The organism is Arenibacter hampyeongensis, from assembly GCF_002909255.1.
In the GTDB taxonomy this organism is placed as follows: domain Bacteria; phylum Bacteroidota; class Bacteroidia; order Flavobacteriales; family Flavobacteriaceae; genus Arenibacter; species Arenibacter hampyeongensis.
The window spans coordinates 1-20562 of the sequence record NZ_PIOB01000007.1 but is presented as its reverse complement, the minus strand read 5'-3'; the positions used below and the strand labels follow the sequence as shown (position 1 = coordinate 20562).

The 20562-nt window shown below is 38.7% G+C and carries 15 protein-coding genes and 1 rRNA gene; 5 read left to right on the top strand and 11 right to left on the bottom strand.

What is annotated here, in order from left to right; genetic code table 11:
• Positions 1-4 precede the first annotated feature (4 nt).
• From CWD91_RS16175 to CWD91_RS16160, 4 genes are read right to left on the bottom strand one after another with little or no spacing between them, the layout of a single operon-like run.
• Positions 5-2236: a right-handed parallel beta-helix repeat-containing protein gene (locus tag CWD91_RS16175; RefSeq protein WP_103442012.1), complete on the bottom strand. Its 2232-nt coding sequence runs from the start codon at positions 2234-2236 to the stop codon at positions 5-7.
• Positions 2233-5139 (bottom strand): DUF5703 domain-containing protein, encoded by a 2907-nt coding sequence (locus CWD91_RS16170; RefSeq protein WP_103442011.1) that lies wholly within the window; start codon positions 5137-5139, stop codon positions 2233-2235. Before CWD91_RS16170 ends, CWD91_RS16175 begins: the two co-directional genes overlap by 4 nt.
• 16 nt (positions 5140-5155) lie before the next feature.
• Positions 5156-6754 carry a sodium:solute symporter family transporter gene (locus tag CWD91_RS16165; protein ID WP_103442010.1) on the bottom strand — a complete coding sequence of 533 codons (1599 nt, stop codon included), beginning with the start codon at positions 6752-6754 and terminating at the stop codon, positions 5156-5158.
• Positions 6754-7380 carry a TetR/AcrR family transcriptional regulator gene (locus CWD91_RS16160; protein WP_205164652.1) on the bottom strand — a complete coding sequence of 209 codons (627 nt, stop codon included), beginning with the start codon at positions 7378-7380 and terminating at the stop codon, positions 6754-6756. The genes CWD91_RS16165 and CWD91_RS16160 overlap by 1 nt, the downstream gene beginning before the upstream one ends.
• Positions 7381-7525: 145 nt before the next feature.
• Here CWD91_RS16160 and rlmD point away from each other — a divergent pair, with 145 nt between their 5' ends.
• The 3 genes from rlmD to CWD91_RS16145 are packed head-to-tail and all read left to right on the top strand — an operon-like array spanning position 7526 to position 10258.
• On the top strand, positions 7526-8941 hold the full coding sequence (gene rlmD, locus CWD91_RS16155) for a 23S rRNA (uracil(1939)-C(5))-methyltransferase RlmD (RefSeq protein ID WP_103442009.1): 1416 nt from the start codon (positions 7526-7528) through the stop codon (positions 8939-8941).
• A gap of 11 nt (positions 8942-8952) precedes the next feature.
• Positions 8953-9456 carry a DUF6452 family protein gene (locus CWD91_RS16150; protein WP_103442008.1) on the top strand — a complete coding sequence of 168 codons (504 nt, stop codon included), beginning with the start codon at positions 8953-8955 and terminating at the stop codon, positions 9454-9456.
• Positions 9437-10258 (top strand): DUF6048 family protein, encoded by an 822-nt coding sequence (locus CWD91_RS16145; RefSeq protein ID WP_103442007.1) that lies wholly within the window; start codon positions 9437-9439, stop codon positions 10256-10258. The genes CWD91_RS16150 and CWD91_RS16145 overlap by 20 nt, the downstream gene beginning before the upstream one ends.
• Here the strand turns inward: CWD91_RS16145 and CWD91_RS16140 are convergent.
• Together CWD91_RS16140 and CWD91_RS16135 are read right to left on the bottom strand one after the other, a co-directional pair.
• Positions 10236-10475, bottom strand: coding sequence for a hypothetical protein (locus CWD91_RS16140; protein ID WP_317045620.1), 240 nt, complete (start codon positions 10473-10475; stop codon positions 10236-10238). The two genes, CWD91_RS16145 and CWD91_RS16140, sit on opposite strands and share 23 nt — an antisense overlap.
• Before the next feature lie 23 nt (positions 10476-10498).
• Positions 10499-11662, bottom strand: coding sequence for a THUMP domain-containing class I SAM-dependent RNA methyltransferase (locus tag CWD91_RS16135; protein ID WP_103442006.1), 1164 nt, complete (start codon positions 11660-11662; stop codon positions 10499-10501).
• A gap of 90 nt (positions 11663-11752) precedes the next feature.
• Here CWD91_RS16135 and CWD91_RS16130 point away from each other — a divergent pair, with 90 nt between their 5' ends.
• Complete coding sequence (locus tag CWD91_RS16130) at positions 11753-12424, top strand: ZIP family metal transporter (RefSeq protein ID WP_103442005.1); 672 nt, start codon at positions 11753-11755, stop codon at positions 12422-12424.
• A gap of 102 nt (positions 12425-12526) precedes the next feature.
• On the top strand, positions 12527-12955 hold the full coding sequence (locus CWD91_RS16125) for a DUF4268 domain-containing protein (RefSeq protein WP_103442004.1): 429 nt from the start codon (positions 12527-12529) through the stop codon (positions 12953-12955).
• Here CWD91_RS16125 and trhA read toward each other — a convergent pair.
• From trhA to rrf, 5 genes are all read right to left on the bottom strand, one after another.
• Positions 12952-13569, bottom strand: a complete 618-nt coding sequence (gene trhA / locus CWD91_RS16120) for a PAQR family membrane homeostasis protein TrhA (protein ID WP_103442003.1) — start codon at positions 13567-13569, stop codon at positions 12952-12954. The genes CWD91_RS16125 and trhA overlap by 4 nt on opposite strands.
• Before the next feature lie 29 nt (positions 13570-13598).
• A complete protein-coding gene (locus CWD91_RS16115) occupies positions 13599-16079 on the bottom strand; it encodes a TonB-dependent receptor plug domain-containing protein (RefSeq protein WP_157943818.1) in 2481 nt (826 codons plus the stop codon).
• Positions 16080-16299: 220 nt separating this feature from the next.
• A complete protein-coding gene (locus CWD91_RS16110) occupies positions 16300-18258 on the bottom strand; it encodes a plastocyanin/azurin family copper-binding protein (RefSeq protein ID WP_103442001.1) in 1959 nt (652 codons plus the stop codon).
• Positions 18259-18274: 16 nt separating this feature from the next.
• A complete protein-coding gene (locus CWD91_RS16105; RefSeq protein WP_103442000.1) occupies positions 18275-20179 on the bottom strand; it encodes a 3-keto-disaccharide hydrolase in 1905 nt (634 codons plus the stop codon).
• 288 nt (positions 20180-20467) lie between these two features.
• A 5S ribosomal RNA gene (gene rrf / locus CWD91_RS16100) occupies positions 20468-20562 on the bottom strand; the annotation flags it as partial.

Below are 20562 nucleotides of genomic sequence, written 5' to 3'. Positions count from 1 at the left end.
GCTGCTATAATTTTTTTCGATATTGATCAATATACAGTCCCATTTTGTCAAATGGAAGGGCCTCAAATCCAGGAATTTTATTAAACACTTCAGAGTCTGTCCTAAGATTGAAATTCTCGTTTTTGTAATCGACAAATCCCGGATCTCCATCAGTTCGGTAATTGTGTTCATCATAGCATTGAGCGTGCTCTCCCCCTACTAAATGTAGTGGGTTTTCGGGCCCTCCAACAATTAGATTTCGAGTCAATTCATTACGTCTTGCCCGCATTCCTTCCCATTCCTTGCCATCCACAATAGGGTTAAGATAATCAAGTAACTCAGGGTATTTTTCAGAATATGGGCTCTCGGTGATGTTTACATTTGTCAAAAGACGCCTTCTTAAAAGTCCGTCTTCCCCAAACATTAAAGGCCCCCCTCCACTATACCAGGTATAATAATGTGCGGATATTTCGGCCGTGTAGGCAATAGGTTTGATCACTATATTGTTCACCATTCTTAAATCCCAGCCACTGTTCGTGAATAATATGCCATGCTTTGTGTTCATCTTATAAAAAACATTGCCAAATACCAATACGTCTGTGCTGGAATCATCACAATAAATCCCCATATTCATTCTATTAGGGTTGCCACAGTGGTGAAAATAATTGTACCGAACAATATTTCCCCTGTCACTGGGATCCCTGCCTATATACCAAGGCGATGTATCATCGGAATTCAAGGTTACATGATGAATGTCGTTATACTCAAAGAGATGTTCATTTCCATGGACATATATCCCCTGCCATTCTGAATTGAATATTTCGCAGTTGGCTATTCTATTCCCACAACCATCAATGTTTATTCCCGACCAGAGAAATTTATTTCGCCTATTGTAATCGTGGACCTTGCAATTTTCCACATAATTATTTCCAGGAATTAATTTCCGCTTACTTCCCCCGCTCAAATATATCCCTCCGCTGCCAGTATTGTATACATCACAACTCAAAATACCATGATTGGAGCCAGCATTTCGATCCCATGCTGTGTATTTATAGATATGGCCTTGAAGATTCCCTATTTGCCCTGAAACAGGCACTCCCTCATAATCGTCATGGGTAACAAATGGAAAAGTTTGTTGTGCCCCCTGACCCATAAAAATGCCACTGGTTCCAACATTTCTGATAGTGCAGCCGGCGATAAGGTTGTTTGTTCCCCTTTCCATATAGATACCTATTCCCCTTCCAACTTCAACCGTTAGGTCCCTAATGGTAACATAACTTGCACCTTCCAAACTTATAATAGGGTCCTCCAAAATGGAAACCATTACAGAGCTTTTTTTAATATCATTTGGAGGCCAGAAATATAGTGTGCCCGATTCTTTATCAACATACCACTCTCCGGGGCTATCCAATTCATCAAGTATATTATATGCCACGTAGTGCTGAAAATCCCGCCCACTGGCCACTCCATATAAGGATGGCATAGCTAGTTTAATCTGTTTCTTTTGAGCATCGATTGACTCAACTAAAATGTTGTCGTCTGCAAATCCATAATTGAACGAACCCTGAAACCAAATATCGTTCTGATCTGCCCAGATGGCATGTCTTGGATCTGTATATTCAAATAAGCCACCTCTATTGCTATAGTCTCCATTTCTGGGGACCGATCCGGCATCTAGAACTTTACCTATTTTAATATATCCTTCGTTTGGATATCGTGCCAGAACCATAGCCTCATTATTAAAGAATACTTCTATTTGCGCAGGGACTACGGACATGGCATGACCGTACTGTTTTATCTGCCCAAAATCACTAATACCTAGCGCCTTCAGATTGACTTGTAATACATTTTGGATAGCATTTTTAGACAGTCTGTCAAGAATTGCCCTATTGGTAACCTTCTCAAATTTTTCAACTGGAATGCTTTTACCGCCAGTGACACTTACAGCCTCATTCGGCAATGTTCGCCAAACAATGGGAGCATCGGGATTACCAGAATCATTCCCATTAAGAATGAATGGTTCGGTCCGATCATATTGCCCAGTCCCTATCCACACTGTTATTCCTCCTTTTGGCAGATCATTTATGGCTTTGTACTGTCGGACTAAATTACGTGCCGCTTCCAATGTGGCAACGGGTTTGGTTTTCGTACCTATATTAGTATCGTTACCGCTAGGACTAACATAAACATCCTGGGGAAATACATTTAGAATCAGAAATAAAGTGCAAATGGCAGTTGCCATCAATTTTAGTTTCATTCGTACTTTTTTAAGGTATTGATCAAATCTTTTTCCCTAATGGAGGGAGTCACTACCAATCGTGTAATTTCCCCGTTTTTTAATGTGGCTTCGATGGTTGTATTTTTCGGGGCAAAAATTTTAAAATCTACATTCCAATTTTTAGGCCATGCAGGGAAAAGGTAAATTTTATCACCCTCGTATTGAGCCAACATCCTTTGCAGGGCAGTCATTGCAACTGTGCCATGGCACTGGTCTGGCGTCCAATCATAATTTGGGCCCCACATTGTGGGAAAACGATAATGGGTTGTACTTGCATTAAAATTTTGGGAAGTTAATTCCGCTGCTTCATCAGTTAGTCCTAGATAGGCTGCTTTAATAGCATTTTGTTGCCATCCACCTGTTTGTTTTATAGCCCGCTGATCAAAAGTTTTCCTTGCCAATTCGATATTTTCCTTGCCTATACCAAATGCCCTGTAAGGAAAGATGGCGTATAACTCCGGATTTTCAATATTCTGTTTACCGCTGTACTCATAAGCCGGAGCCAATAATTTTTCCCCATCAACTATACGGGTCGGAATTTCAGGTAATTCACTGATCAATCTCCTATATTGCTTTCTTTGGGATTTGCTTGTCAAATTTTCCGGCAATCTTAATAATTCTGTACACACCTTATTTATTCCAACAATTTCCGGCAAAGGGTTTACAGCAGTATTGTAGGTTTCCAACGCCATGGCTGGGTCAAAGAGAATTTTTCCATTTTTATCGCGTCCCCAATGTTGGTCGTAAAAGTCAACAATCTCGGTTACCACCGGAAGAATGGTCTCTTTTAGTAATTTTTCATCTTGGGTAAAGGAAAAATAGTCAAGCGCCATTAATGAAATTTCCAGACCGCTTTGCCAGTAATGCCTGATAAACCTATTTTCAGTTGTACCCAATGGCAATGTTGACCTGTCCCTGCCGTAATTGGAGTCGGTATACGCTCCCCAAAAATACATGGTTTCGGGAAAGAATGCCCCTTTGTGCCCATAATATATTTTGGTTGCCTCTTTACGAACTTCGAGTGCATCCCTATACATTTTAAAAAGCGGTAGCATCATGTCAAAATCACCAGCTTCCAACATCGACCAATACGGTAAACGGGTATTTTGCCACCAATATGGGCCGCCCCACTGTCTGTAATCGGCATCAAAACCTCCAAATCTATTATCCATGCTTTTGGTGTCAACGGTAAATATTGAACCGTTGAATTTAATTGGGGAATTTCCCCGACCTGAGCAGGCATTCATGTACCGTTGCAAGGCATAGCCCCGGGAAACATTAAACACTTTCTCCCTTTCCTTGATATCGTCAGTGGACAAGTGAATAAAACTACGGTTCCAGAAAGAATGCCACCAGCTTTTATGTTCGGTAAATCTTTCGGCGCGGGATAACAGTTCTATGTTTTTTGCACTTTGCCAGATTTGTTGAGTCCAGTCGTTTTGCGTTTTGGACTGATCTGTTAAAGCATATACCGAGACAGAAAATTGTTTTATTGCAAGAGCTGACTTAAGCCTATCATTTTCCAATTTGGTCAATTCCTTGGAACGAATCAATCCACCAAATGTACGATGAAGCAAAGGATCGTTATTTTGTTTCGAATACTGCCCTAACCCCTGTAATTGCAAATTATCCTTCCAAATGGATCTGTTGTTCCTGTGCATCCAGATAATGTCATCCTTATTTTCCAGTACAGAATCCTTCTCCACAAAAACATCTGGGCCACCATGTATACCATAGGCAGAGTGTATTTCGTTTATTTCGGTAATTTGCCTGCGTTCTGTGCGCCATGGCTCTGTTGATACTGTTGCAGAAATTGGAATTTCACTTTTAACATCCAACTCCACCACAGGATGATTGGCATCAATCCAAACATCAATGGATACCAATTCACCTTTCGATCCCGCTTCTATATGCACTACACCATCCTTAAGTATCAATTCCTGCAAAAACGGCAACCCAGTTTTAAATGGATTTGGCGACAAGGACAGTCTTACTTTCCCCAATTTCAGCAATCTGGCATTTTCACTCCAGGCATCGGTTTTTGAAAGATAGAACAGTAAATCCCCGTTTTCCTCCACCCATAGGTTTATTCCAATATCCCCGTTTCCAAGTGGCATTGATCCCATGGAATTTGCAGAAGGACTAAGCCAAGCAACATTGTAATCGGACAGTGTTGGCAATTCTGATGATTCTTTTAATCCTCTTTTGATAAGCCCAATACTCTGATTTGCCATCAACTCATAACCGCCTTCAAGCCAATGAAATCGGTCAAGCTTTGCCAAATACAACTTATTTGAAACCAAACCATACAAATCATTTATGGTGATATTATATTTCTTCATTATATCGGCTGCCCATTTATTGCGTTGAGTTATGGTTGGATTAATTTCCATATTCAGCTCCGCATTGTCCTGTTCGGTAACAGGGGTAGTACTTGCCCAAATCAACTTTGCTCCCTTCGCGTTTTCTATAAGGGTTTGTACATATTTTTCAAGCAGTGGAACATACTCATCATCTTTTATGCGTCCTTTTGGCCAGCCATGCAGTCCAATATTAAATTGGATTACATCGTATTGGTTGGTAGAAAGAACTAACTTAAGGTCAGTAAAAAGATACTCGCTATTTAAATGTTTTGGAGTGAGCCAGTAATCTACATTAGCATTTTCATTCAGACTATCGATAACAATTTGGTGAAAACCATTCATGACCGAATCACCTATGAGCAAAACATTTTTTAGACTTTCGTTTTTTTCGTTGGAAGGATAAAACCTCCATGGGCCACCCTCTGAATGTAATCCAAGCTGCGCATCCGTCTGTGCATTAACAAGACCACTTAGTAAAACCAATACTGAAAGTAAAATAACAAACGAAAAAAATTTCATGCTTTGTTTTTACGCCTTAATAGAATATTGAATATAATAACAACATGACCAACACCAGCAAAAGACTTAAATAATTAATTAATTTTGATGACTTGCTTACCTTAATATAAAATTCCTCAGGAATACATTGTGTACTTTTATCAAAGTAGGATATAAGGAAGTATATGACCGTGGATATTATAAAAAACAAATAGGTTTGTCGGAGCCAGTTAATGCCCAAACCCTGTGGATTGGAAATATAGTTTTCCAGACCCTTTACAACCATGTACTTTTCTATATAAAAGACCGTGGCCGCGAATAAACTCCCCCCCAACAAGGTGTAAAACGAGGCACTGGCAGTTCCTTTTTTTGTTAGAATTCCCCAAACAAAAACCGTTACTATTGAGGGTGCAAATATGGAGAACATTTGATTGATCAACTCGAAAATCCCCCCCAAATCACCCAAAAAAGGTGACCATGCAACTGCTAACAACAAAACTATAACACCCGTAATTCTGCCAATTCTAATTTTTGAACTATCGGATAGATCGGTCTTTAATCTATCAAAAACATCATAAACTATTAAGGTGGAGCAACTGTTCAAGGCCGCCGCCACACTGCTCATTACGGCAGCTAACAAAGCCGCCACCATAAGTCCTTTTAAGCCAATGGGCATTAGGTTTACGATCATGACCGGAAGTACACTTTTGGTATCGCTCCCAATTTGATCCTGAAAAAGTGCTACCGCCAAAATACCGGGAACCACCATTATAAACACTGGCAAAATCTTAAGAAAACCTGCGAAAAGGGCACCAAGTTTAGCCTGCTTCTCTGACTTAGCTCCCAAAACCCTTTGAACAATAGTTTGGTCTGTACACCAATACCAAATACCCAATACCAAATGTCCGAAAAGCATATCCAAAAAAGTAAATCCCTTTTTTGCCGAATCGAAATTAACTGCCTTTAGGCGATCGGGATCTACCGCCTCCTTTAGTGCGCTATACGAATCAACCCCAACTTCAGGCAATTGCCAAATTGCCAAAAGGGTTATGGTCAGGGACCCAAGTATCAACACCACTGTTTGTACCGCTTCAGTCACGACCACGGAGGTTAACCCCCCAATAATGGTATAGACGCCAGTAGCCAACGCTATTACAATAATTGAGGTCCAGATATTTAATCCAAAAATACTTTCGAAAACTACGGCACCTGCATAAAAACTCACGCCAATATGCATAAACAGGGCGGCCATGATACTAAAAATCGCCAATATTACCCTGGATCGGGAATCGTAGCGTTTTTCCAGGAACTCTGGCAAGGTGGTTATTTTGGTACGTAGATAAAATGGTATGAAAACAAAGGCCAAAATAATAAGTTCAAAAGCTGAAAACCACTCAAAATTCCCCCATACAATACCATCTATAAAACCTGACTCTGCCAAGCCCACTAAATGGACAGTGGAAATATTGGAAGCAAAAAGTGAAGCTCCAATAACAGACCATGTCAAGGATTTCCCAGCTAAAAAATATCCATCACTGGTGCCTTTCTTTTTCCTACCGTACCATAAACCTACGGCGACTATAGCCAAAATGTAAATTATTACAACCAGTAAATCGATAGTAGAAATTGACTTCATTATTTTTGGTTTGAATCGAGATTAAGTTTCCTATAGGCTGTTAAACCCTTGGAAGTCATATGTGGCAATAACAGGTCCCAAATATAAGTTGTCAAGGTACTATTTGCTGTAAAAGCAGAATATGGTAAAACCTCATTTTGTGACTTCCAGAAAGTTATAATAATTCTTATCGTATGCTGCAATCGCATATAAATCCCTTCCTTTAATTCCGATTTAAAATATCCATATTCCAAAAATCTTCTGAAAAAAAGGGACATCTGCTCTCTTCGGATTTGAAATGTCTTCTTCAACAAACTGTCTACCTTCTTAAAGTTTCTAGAGATTTCCAGAACATCGAGATTAAAAAACGAGTATTTATCATGAAAGGATTCCAAATTCTGCAATAAATCATTGAAGTGCATAAACGGATCACCAATATCGACCTTTTCCTCATAAACCTCAGAAATATCCTTCCTCATTTGCTTATATATTGCCATTAGCAAAGCTTCCTTGTTCTTATAATGATATTCTAAATTACCATGGCTCATGCCAAGGGAATCGGCCAGGTCCCTACTTGTTACATTGGTAACTCCTTGAGCGTTATAAGCCGCTATTGCCCGAAGTATAATTTTCTGTTTAGTTTTCAAAGCCAGAAGATTTATTCCCAAATATAAATAAGTTAGGGCAAATGCCCTAGTAATTATTTTGATAAAAATATAGAATCGTAAGATTGACAACAAGACTCTGTTAAAAAGCTACATAAATCCTAAAAAATTCTCCTATTTTTGCGCCATGCGCAGAAAGAATACAAGACAAGTTTTTGAAAATGTTGAAGTGGTGGATGCTGGAGCCAAAGGAAAAACTATTGGAAAGGCACCCGACGGCAGGATTATTTTCTTGACCAATACCGTACCAGGTGATGTTGTCGACGTTGAAACCACTAAAAAAAGAAAAGCCTATTTTGAAGGGATTGCAACTAAATTCCATACTTTTTCGGACAAAAGGACTACTCCTGTTTGTGAACATTTTGGAGTTTGTGGCGGCTGTAAATGGCAGGATATGGGCTACGAGCACCAGCTATTTTATAAACAAAAAGAAGTAGAAAACAATCTTCGTAGAATTGGTCATTTGGAATTGCCCAAAACCAATACGATCATAGGGTCAACTAAACAGTACTTCTATAGGAACAAGATGGAATTTTCCTTTTCGGACAGTAGGTGGTTAACCTTGGAGGAAATAAACTCCGGCAAGGAAATCGAGGATAAAAATGCATTGGGATTTCACATTCCTGGCATGTGGGATAAAATATTGGACATTAAAAAATGTCATTTACAAGAGGACCCCTCCAATGCCATTAGATTGGAAATTAAGGAATTTGCCATCAAAAACGGACTGACTTTCTTTAACCCTAGAAATCAATGGGGCATGCTCCGTACTGTGATGATCCGTACTTCCTCTACGGGTGAAATTATGGTCATGGTTCAGTTTTACGAGGACCATATGGAAAAGCGGGAATTGTTGATGAACCATTTATCAGCAACCTTTCCAGAGATTACCGCCTTATTATATGTGATCAATCAAAAACAAAACGACACCATATATGACCAAGAAATCATATGCCATTCTGGTCGCGATCATATTTTTGAGGAAATGGAAGGGTTACAGTTTAAAATAAATGCCAAATCATTTTATCAAACCAACTCTGACCAAGCCTATGAACTTTATAAGGTAACCCGTGATTTTGCCGAACTTAACGGGACTGAATTGGTTTATGACCTTTATACCGGTACAGGCACCATTGCACAATTTGTGGCTAAAAAGGCCAAAAAGGTCGTAGGTATAGAGGCCGTTCCAGAAGCCATTGCCGATGCCAAAGCCAATGCCAAAAGAAATAAAATTGACAATGTAGATTTCTTTGTAGGTGATATGAAGAATGTCTTTAATCCCAGTTTTATTAAGGAACACGGGAAACCCGACCTAATTATAACCGATCCACCGAGAGATGGCATGCATGCAGCCGTTGTCCAGCAAATCCTAAACATTGCCCCCGAAAAGGTCGTCTATGTTAGTTGTAACAGTGCAACACAGGCAAGGGATCTGGAATTGATGAAGGAGGCCTATGAAATAATAAAAGTACAACCAGTGGATATGTTTCCGCAAACCCATCATGTTGAAAATGTTGTACTTTTGAAAAAACGGATTAAATAATCCAACCAAGCATGAAGAAAGTCTATATTCCAATTCTATTCATAATCGCGTTTATTAGCTTTGGAGCCTGTGAAAAGGATGATATCTGTGTGGATGGGGATACTCCATTAATGGTGATACGGTTTTATGATGTGGACAACCCCACCGAATTAAAAAAAGTAACTAAATTTAGAATTGTGGGGGTTGGTCAGAACACAACCGTTACCACTGTTTCCGATAGGACCGATTTGGATTCTATTGCCATTCCATTAAAAGTTACCGAAAACAATACGGGTTTTTATTTCATCAATAACTCTGCAGATGTTGATTCATTGGAAGTGGGAGATTTGGATACCTTATATTTCAATTATGCTAGAAAGGATAAGTTTGTTTCCAGGGCCTGTGGTTATATTGCCAATTTTGAAACTTTAAGTAGCGATTTAAAAATAGAAACCGATAACTGGATAAAGGATATAGAAATTGTAACTCCATTGGTAGAAAACTCAACAGCGGCCCATGTTAAAATATTTCATTAGTAGTTTTATATTTCTAGGCTTTGTATTGGGATACTCACAAAGTAAGCCAATAGATCTGCAGCCAAAAGATACGGTAGCACATACCGATCCTTACGGAATTAGGGTGGGGATAGATCTTAGCCGCCCATTGATTTCTTTTTTGAATGATGATTATACTGGACTCGAAATAGTTGGGGATTACAGGATTACCAATAAACTTTATGTGGCCGCAGAACTGGGCAACGAAAAAAATACCAAACAGGAGGATCTTTACAATTTCACTTCTTCGGGGAGTTACTTAAAACTTGGTGTGGATTATAATACCTATGGTAATTGGTACGGCATGAACAACTCAATTTTCGTGGGAGGGCGATATGCATACAGCACTTTTAGTCAAACCCTTAATAATTATCAAATTTATGACACCAACCGTTATTGGAACAATCCAGATTACCAGAACAATCCTGATCCCAATGCCGTGAACGATTTCCCTTTAGGTTCAGATATCTCCCAAGAATTTAGCGGATTAAGTGCCAGTTGGATAGAAGCTGTGTTAGGCTTAAAAGCCGAGCTTTTCGCTAATATTTTTTTAGGAGCAAGTGTACGGATTGGCTTCCTGGTGAGTAATAAAGATCCTGATAATTTTAGGAATCTATGGATTCCCGGGTTCAATAAAGTTACGGACGGGAGTAAATTTGGCGTGGGTTACAATTATTCGATCACCTATTTTTTACCACTTTACAAAAAAGCCAAAAAAAATAAGGAAAAGGAAGAAAAGAAACCACCTATCGAAGAAAATCCTACAGCTCCCGAAAACCCTTAATAAAAATCCATTTCATCATCAGTTTCTCTCCTAACGGTGTTTTTACAGCACTAAATTTAGGTGCCAATAAACTAGCGGCCACCGCGGCAATAAAAGCCAGGACCAGTGTATTGAGAGACAATACCATTCCAAGTAATAATCTACCCGCCACAAATAAAATGGCGAAACCTATAAAATTAAGGACAAGGGCTTTGTGTTTAGGTTTCAAGACTACCATACTTTAAATTCATATTAGACGGGCTATTCTTCCTTATTAAACTTGGCCTTTTTACTCCCCTCGTACATTACATATTTTACCAATCGCGACTCCAAATGACTATTAAAGACCTTTATCTTCCTGGAAGGACGTAGTCCCACAAATTTCAAGGCCTCCAGGTTGGAAGTGATAAACCAAGCATCTGTCCCTGGGTAATTCCGCTTTAAAGTATTTCCAATGTCGGTATAAAAATCCTCCATTTCAATATCCAATCGCTCGCCGTAAGGAGGGTTGAAGACCATATGTAAATGCGCTTCCGTAAATTTCTCCGTATCAAAAAAGTTTTTCCTTTCAACGGTGATATAATCGGATAGATTAGCGTTTACCACATTGTCCTGCGCTTTTCTAACCGCAGAAGGTGCCTTATCGTATCCAATAATCTTGTGATTAAACTCCCTTGTCCTATTTAGACTGCTATCTACAATTTTTTCAAATAGATCGGCATCAAAATCATGCCATTTCTCAAAAGCAAATTCCTTTCTATTGATGTTGGCCGGAATATTACACGCTATCATGGCCGCTTCTGTCAGCATGGTTCCACTACCGCACATGGGGTCCAAAAAGTCACATTGTCCATCCCATCCACTCAACAACAAAAGTCCGGCCGCCAAAACCTCGTTTATGGGTGCAATATTGGTAGCAGTCCTATACCCCCTTTGGTGCAATGACCTGCCCGACGAATCCAAGGCCACATTACATTGATCATTTTGAATATGGATATTGATCCTCACATCCGGGAATTTAATATCTACATCCGGCCTTGTACCATCCGTATCCCTAAATTTATCCACTATGGCATCTTTGGTCTTTTGGGAAACATATAAGGAATGGGTGAAATTTTCACTGTTTACTGTAGCATCTATGGCAAAAGTGGTGGATGTTGAAAGATAATCAAACCAATCCATGGCATAGATTTTTTTATAAAGATCGTTCTCATCCCGAACACGAAAGGAATGGATAGGTTTAACTATTTTAATAGCTGTTCGCAAACAAAGGTTGGCCTTATACATAAAACCGGTATCCCCTTCAAAAAAAACGCTTCTAACCCCTTCTTCAACATTACCAGCACCGAGGTTACGAAGTTCCTTGGCCAAAATTTCCTCAAAACCGAACATGGTCTTGGCCACCATTTTAAAATTATTGTTCATATCTACCTTTAAGATTACCGCAAAAATACGTTAATTTTAGCCCTTATTAGCCAATATGGTAATTTTGTACAATACCAGAATTAATCCTTAATGAAATATTTATTGCCCATTCTTGGCGTATTGCTGAGTTTTATTTTTGTATACTTCACCAAACCTAAAAACAAGGAAGTCTTTAAACTACTTCTTGCTTTCAGTGGAGCTTTTTTACTGGCACTTACAGTGTTCGAATTATTCCCTGAAGTTTATGGTAGTGCAGAACCAAAAACGGTCGGGGTATTTATAATGTTTGGGATTCTGCTCCAAATTTTTCTTGAATTTTTTTCCAAAGGTGCCGAGCACGGCCATGTTCATTTAGATCCTGAAAAATCGGATTTCCCTTGGATGCTTTTTATTAGCCTATGTATACATTCCCTTCTTGAAGGATTGCCCATAGAAAACCACAGTACCATTTTATATGGAATTTTAATCCATAAAATTCCTATTGCCATTATACTTAGCATATTTCTGCTCAACTCCAAAATTAAGTTACAGTCCGCCATATTTTTTATTGTGCTTTTTGCGCTGATGACCCCTATAGGAACTTATATTGCTGCCAATTTTGAGTTTATTGATGCCTATTCTGTTTTATTGAACGCATTGGTTATTGGGGTCTTCCTTCATATTTCAACTGTTATTTTATTCGAAAGTTCGGAAGCACATAAATTTAACTTGCGTAAATTGGTGGTCATCATATTGGGCATTTCCATTGCTTATATGCTATAACCCATAAAACCGAATATCCAACAGCAGTTAAAATTGGGGCAGTAGGTCAATTAGTTTAAATTATTAGCCACTACAAAATTAACATCGCACCAATACCATTAAATGTTCAGCAAGGAAGAAGCAAAAAAGTTACGTCACGATTTCTGGATCTCCTTTGGTAAATCCTTTCCCAGAAAATGGATTCTTTATAATACCGGTATAAAGGATTTCTCCTTTAAATTTCATTTTGATATGAAAAGTGCAATGGTCTCTATGGATATTGAAAGTCAGGATTTGGAAAAACGACTGGAATTATGGGAAAAATTAATTTCACTTAGGTCGATTTTAATAGAAGAATATCTGCCAAAAGCAGTATTTGAGGATACAGTTTTTCTTGAAAGTGGAAAGGAAATCTCAAGGGTTTCTGTTGATTTGAAAAATGTTTCCATACATAACAAAAACACTTGGCAGGAGACTATGGTATTTTTGAAGGACCATATGGCTTCCTTTGAAGAATTCTATAATGAGTTTGAGGACATTATTCAGCCTTAAACCACATCTATAAAAATAAAACACCAATGGCTGATGGCACCGGCCAATACAAAAAGATGCCAAATGAAATGGTTGTAGGGGATTTTTTCAAAAGCGTAAAAAACTATTCCTAAAGTATAAAAACCACCACCTAAAAAGAGGGTAAGCAGGCCATAGTCAGTTGTTTGACTAAGTACATTGCTAAAATCCAACACTATTAACCATCCCATTATCAAATAAAGAAAAACTGAAATAAACTCATATTTCCCTGTATAGAATAATTTCATGACAGTACCCGCGGCAGCTATTCCCCAAACCGAATAAAACAATAACCAGCCATTTCCTTTTTCCAACATAATTAACGCCACCGGAGTATAGGTTCCTGCTATTAAAAAATAAATGCTGATATGATCCAATATTCTTAATTTGTTTTTCAAATTTGGAATCCTAACACGATGATATAAGGTTGAGGCCGTAAACAACAATACAAGGGTAAAACTGTAAACAATAATTGAAAAAATGGCATAGGAAGTTTGCTGTCGGCTATTTTGCAATAACACTACAAAACCTATTAGCCCTAATATTATTCCAAGGGCATGTGATAGGGCATTTAGATTTTCCTCTTTTACCCGCATATTTATTTTTTAACTTCTGCGAATTATATTCAATTTACCTCAAAAATTGCCTCGGAACCTATTGGAACTCCATCGCTGGTGATTCCCTGTAACACAACTTTATAGGTGGCAGATTTAATACCTGCAGGAAATATCACTTTAGCCTTACCGGTCTTATCCAATTCCACCATAGGTTCCCAATGTAGGGTTGAGCCAAACTTCTTCCTATTGGCATCTAGGTTATCATTTCCATAGACCGGATCGTAAAACTTTCGAGATTGGTAAAATCCTTGATGCTTAAATACATTCTTACCAACTACATTATCCTGATTCTGCATCTCTTTACCTGTCAGGGTGTAAACTGCAATAACACCATTGCCACCTTCAGAACCAAATACCGAAGCTCTAGCACCCTTTAAAACATCTATAAAATCTACCTCCCAAACTGGAACGTTTTCTATGGCTTCCTGATTTACCGGTATTCCATTCAAAAGAAAAAGGGGTGTTGTACCTCTTTCCGATGACATAGAATTAATTCCGCGAATTGCGATATTTCGCCCGTATACATCAACCCCCGGAACCCTAGCTCGCAATGCAGCCAAAATATCGGGATAGGGCATATTTCTAATTTCGGAAAAATCTACTGTATTGGATACATTCGTATATATAGAACGTGTGCTTCTCTTTGTATCCATTTCTTTCTTTTTGGACTTCCCTTCAGTTAAAATCAATACTTCATCCAATTGGATCAGCTTCATCATTTCATTTTCAAACAGCTCGTCGAAGCGTTTTCTTTCAGTAGCATTGTCCATAAATTCATTGAAGCCAGAGCTTGCTGTACTACCAGACTTCATCTTTAAAGAAGAAATGGGGGCCGGTCTTATGGAATCCAATAGAATGGCAAACTCCTTCATAGGACGATCATAATCAATCATTTCAAATGCCAATTTATTATCTTCCTTAATATCGAGCCCTAAAAACTTAAAGTGTCCATCTTCATTCGATTTTACACTTAGACGACCCATAACATGGCTGTCTTGAAAAGTTAACTTTACGGTAGCCACATCGGGCCTCTCCAAATTGTGGAATTTCCGTACCCCACCTTCCACAGTAATTCCAATTTCCTTGATAAATTCAAATTTGTCACCCTCGGTTTTAGGCTTGTCGTTCAAAATAAATTGTCGCCATCCCTGAGTCATCATCAATAGGTCCAAATGTTGTTTTCTTTTAGGGTCAGTGGAATAAAAATAATATCCCGGTTGCTCTATTTCCCCTTTTATTTCCGAATTGAGCAATAAATAGGTGCGTATATCCGATTGATACTCCCTAGGCGAAGAAGCGGCCAAATTGGTGACCGAAACAGACATATTCGCTTCTAAGTTTTCCCTAAGCCCCCCTGTTGCATCCATTTCAATATCCAGTTCCACATTGTCCTTAAGTGCATAAGTTAAGGAAGTTGGAATTATACTTATTGAAGAAGATGTGCCACCATCATCATAGAACACCAGCCGTTCGCACTGGGCCATATTCTTTTCATCAAATAGAGTAAATTGGGCAATCCCTGTAGTAAGGAGCTTTTTATCAATTTTAAATACGGCAATAGCTTTCTCCTGGCTAATTTGGCCATTATATACTTCTCCATTGCGTTGGGCTGCTATAAGCCTATAACCGTTAAGGCTTTTAGGACTCGATGTTTGAATATTTATCTGATAATAATCCCGTAATTCCTGTACACGTAGCAATATTCCGTCGTTAACTCCGGTGGGCAGGTCATAGGAATACTTACTACCATTATACACAATATTAGCCATATATTCTTTCCCCTTAATTGGTTGAATGTCGAAGATTCCCATTCCGAAATTGGCGGTTGCAAATTGGGCGAGTTCAGCACCCGAATCATCTACTATTACACCAGAAATATCAATACTTTTGCCATTCCCCCCCATTATCTTGAAACCGACTCGGTTAAAATGGTCATTGACCATTTGTCCTCCTTCAGGAAAAAATTGCAGGTCGGGCCTCTGCCCTTCAAAAATCACTTGCTCTCCAACTGGATTATTGGTGCTTGATGATATAGAAGAAGTATTGTCTTTAATAAAGTTTAATGGATTAATGTATAGCTGTTTCTTGAAAAAATAGGCCTCATTAAAGTTGCGCATGTAGTTGGTATAGGCCCTAAGCACATATTCCCCTCCGATAAGGTCCGAAGGCAATTCAAAATCACCTATGCCTACCCCATTTTCAATCTTGACTATTTGGAACCCTATGATGATATTTCCGGGTCCAACAATATCCACATAAACCACATTCGGTATATCTTCCCGTCCGTGTGTTGCAGCATTTAAAAGATATGCTTTAAACCAAATATCTTCCCCGGCATTGTAATACGATTTGTCCAAGTGAACAAATATTTTTTCCCTATAATGATTGGGTTCATTATCAATAATGTTATTTGAATTGCTTTCTCTCTGGGAATAATTATAACCTGTAAACATTATTAAAATTAATAATGCCAAAAAAGTTGTTTTCAATATGCTATATATTTAATTAATCTATCTAAATAAAACTACGAATTATCTTCACAAATAAAAGGGTTTTAACATTTTGATAAGTGCTCCTATTTCCTAGTATCAACACCAAAAATTTTAAGAATATTCCATCTTTTCTATAAGGCGCCCAAGGACTAATCCCATTTAATCCGTAAGGAAAGTGAAAAAATATGATTAAAAAAATTATTATGCTTGGGCCCGTTTACTGCACGATTAGTTTAGCCCGCATTATCGAGGAATGCCCTGGAAAGGTACATACTATCCAATATTCACCTGGTTCATCAGGCATTTGAACATAAATTTTTTCGGCTGTTTCCGGTTGCATTATAGCAGTATGATAGAGTACTAAATCGGTATCCGGCACGTAATTATAGTCCGGCCCGTCCAATCCCAGCATTAAGGCCATTTGCCCCACCTTATCCACCGACTCCACACCTTTCTGGGTAATTACGAGGTTGTGCATCATATCGTCGTTATTATTAAAAGTGAGCTCTACCTTAGCTCCTCTTTTCACCTGCACTTCCTCAACATCATACTTTAAACCAGGTTTGGTACCTATCATTAATTTTTGATCGGATTTATTATTCCAATCAATAGGCATTTTTGTTATTCTTTTAGGTTGATCAATGTTTTTACCCGATTTGGCAATTCCTGTCATTTGTGGTGACTTCAAAACTCCGCCAGGGACTTCGTTCAAAGTATAGTAACCTGTGTTATGTAATAGTTTTTTGCCAATCTCAGAGGTAAGGTCTGGGATTTTAATCTCGTGAATAAAGCCCAACCGCATTCCGTGCAAAGTTAATTTAACGGAAAGCCTATCTGGCGAAACCTCTGCTTTGTGTACCATTACCGGCTGTTCCTCCACAATGGGACTACCGTAGGTATTATGATATTGATAAGTAAAATTTTTCATTTTATAGTTAGCTACATCACTGGCCAACTTTCTATTGACAGGTTGAGTGAATTCCAATTGAAATCCATCATCAAGTGCTTTCATAGTTTTTATCTCAAAGGGTACTTTCCCTGTCCAGACCAATCTTTGTAAACCAAAGTTTTCTTTACCTGTGGAAGACCATCCCCTACTGGTCATTCCAACAAACAAACTGGTATCACTCCCCCAAATCATTCTTAATATACCCGAAGAAAAGCCCTCACGAAATAAAAATGAAGCACCTTGATACACCCCATTGACTTTCTCCATAAAAACCCGCATAATCTTACTATGCCCTTGGTCACCGATAAACATCTGTCCTTCAAAGGGACCAAAATCCCCTTTGGTGGTATCATATAAAATATCCGATGTAGAAATTCCCTGTATGGTATGGGGAAACCAAATAGCAGGAGCCTTTAGCGCAGGCACTTTTTTGGCATATTCATAAAGACTTAAACCAGATTGCTTTTCAATTTCTTCCTGTTTTAATTTTAAGGGAGACTGTGGGTCATCTGTCCATCTTAAACCTTCAGGATTACCTGCAAAATCACCAACTTCCAAATGGGTCATCCTTCCCGATCCTACCCAATCTCCTTGGTTTTCGGTGTAAAAATAATCGCCTTCAGGACTGACTTGGAAACCCGCTGGCGACCTTAACCCGGTCGCTATCGGAGTCATTTCACCTTCAGGTGTTATTTTTAACATCCACCCCCTCCATTTAACCAAACTGGCTCCATGACCAATCCATGATAAATTTAAGGTAACCAACATATCCCCATTGGGCAAAATTAACGGCCCATAGGAATAATCGTGGTAATTACCAGACAATGGCCAAGAGTAAACAGTCTTATAACTATCTGCCTTGCCATCCCCGTTCCTATCATCCAATCTAGTAAGTTCCCCTCTTTGGGAAAGATAAAATCCATTGTCCTTATAGGCCAAGCCCAAAGCCTCATGCAACCCATTGGCATACCTCTTGTACTGTGGATTTAAGCTATAGGGTTTATCTATTAGCCATACCTCACCCCTTCTTGTTGAAACTCCTAATTTGTCGTCATCCGTTAAAGCTAGACCACCCACTTCCAAAACGATGTCTTTTGGGATGGGTACATCTACTATTTTATAATATTCCGATTCCTTTTTGGCCATGTCCGAACTGTCCTGACCAAATGTAATTTGCACTGCAACTATTAGTAATACAAAAAAAACTGCCTGTCTTAAAATCTGCATAATTGGTTGTTTTGGGTTACCAAATAATATTGTACTTAATGTTCTTGCTACCTGCGGGTATTTTTAGAAGTAATTCATCCTTTCCATTGGAATGACGTACAAGAGGAGTTAAATTGTTTTTTTTTGAAAAATCTATAAAATAACTTTCATCGTCAATAATGAAAGTACCATCCTCGAGTTTGTGAATAGATTCCCCTTCTGCAATTTTATGCCATATGTCCCCATTGCCCTCAATGGCAATGGTACGTGTTAGCCCACGACCATTTTTAGAAGGTTTAAATGTATTGCTAATAGACGTTCCCTCTACTTGTACTAAAAATACTGGAAGACCATTGTCTTCTATTTCATACCCCAATTGCTTATAATTTACATTTGACGGAATACTATCTGGCCAAACTATGTCCTTATTTTCCAAAATCATAAAATCTGGATCACCGTGAAAGGATACCGAAAAACCTTTGGGTTCAGCAAGTTGATTAATCCCTCGGGCATGCCACATTTGGGTAACATCCAGAAAATCGCCATGCCATACCTGTAATATGGACTCCCTGCTTAAATCATAGGAGAAATTTACATTTTCCGGGGTACCTACCGCGATGCAATGTGTCCTTTTTTCACCATTATGCATCATAAATCCGCGCTGGGTTGTAGGCTCATTCAGAACCTGAATCAATATATTCTCTGCTGGTCCTCTATTGGAAGAACCCAAAGAATTCTTGGCATTCAAGGACATCTTTTGTATTTCCGGACCTTCCACTTCTATTCTAAATCCAGAATTCCAAGGATTGTGTTTATTATAGATAAAAGTGAAAGGCAGTTTTCCTTTTTCCAGTTCTACTTCCCTTATCCCAGGTGTATCCAAACTGTAATCCCCATTTAAATCAACTATAGTATCGGTTCCAATTATCAATAGGGCACCACCATTGTTCACCCCTATATCAAAGAGATAGGTTCCTGAATTTGAAACATCAATTTGACCATCATACTTCAATATTCTTTTCACCCTATCCCCTGTGACCATTTTGGCAGAAATACTGTCTGCCTTTATATCCCTAATCACTGTTAGGGTGTCAAAGGCAGCAATTGAATCAGAATTGCTTTCGTATTCGGTCATATGGATATCCAATAGGGATACCTTTTTATCTTCGTATAGCTTGTATTTTAGATTCCTTATCGCTACCGGTCCGTGATCACCTTGAATCATTAATGGCCCTCTAGCTTTTTCATCGTCAAAGGCAGAAGCCCTTGTAGGGCCAGTTACCTCAATGTTTTCCTGAATCAATTGACCATTCAACCATACCTCTTGAAAAACGGCATTTTTGATTTTATTACCAGAAGCGTCAAATTTGGGAGCATGAAATATAATTTTAAAATGCTGCCATAATCCTGGAGATTTTGAAGCGTTGGTTTTTGGGGAATGTCCCTCATAAGCTTTATGATCACCTTCCCTACTATCGTCCCAACGCTGATAAATACCTCCTATATCACCAGATGTAGGCTCCTTTACACCCCAACTATCCAATAATTGAACTTCATATCTACTCTGAAAATAGAGTCCAGAATTTGAGTTGACCGGCATCATCACATCCAGCTCAATTTCTATATTCCCATGTTCAAAATTTGTAAAAATGTGACCATTTTTTATTTGTCCATCCGGAATGTTCGCCAAAATCCCTTTTCCTGGCGAGGATGTCAATAACTTGTCCTGCTTCCTATCAACATAGACATCTCCAACAATCTTCCAATTATCGGTTTCCACCTTAAACAAGGATAGGTCGTCTAGTTGGAGCTCAGTGAATGGTAGATAATCCTTTATTTTGGTAGATTCACTAGTAGTAGTGGTTGTAGTTTCTTTGGATGGACGATCACCGCATGAAATAAAAATCAGCAATAACCCACTTAAAAACAATGGAGTTTTCATAAAATTGAAGCTTAAGTTACTTGAAACAATAGTTCCAAACCTTAAATATATAACTATAAGTTATAAAACTTCTATATCACCAAAGACATGCTAAAAAACACTTTATCGCCAAGCCTCCGAACACTGGGCATTTGAACTACGAAAAGGTTTTCGTAAGTATAAAAATAAGTCGGTTATCTCCTCCTATATTCTAGACAGATGAGGAAACCAATTATATATGGGGAGTCCCTTATATGACTTTGGTTCAAAAAAAAAGCACCTACCATATACATGGTAAGTGCTTTCAAAAAAAGGCGGCGGCCTACTCTCCCACTTGGTGTAGCAGTACCATCGGCGCAGACGGGCTTAACTTCCCTGTTCGGAATGGTAAGGGGTGGGCCCCG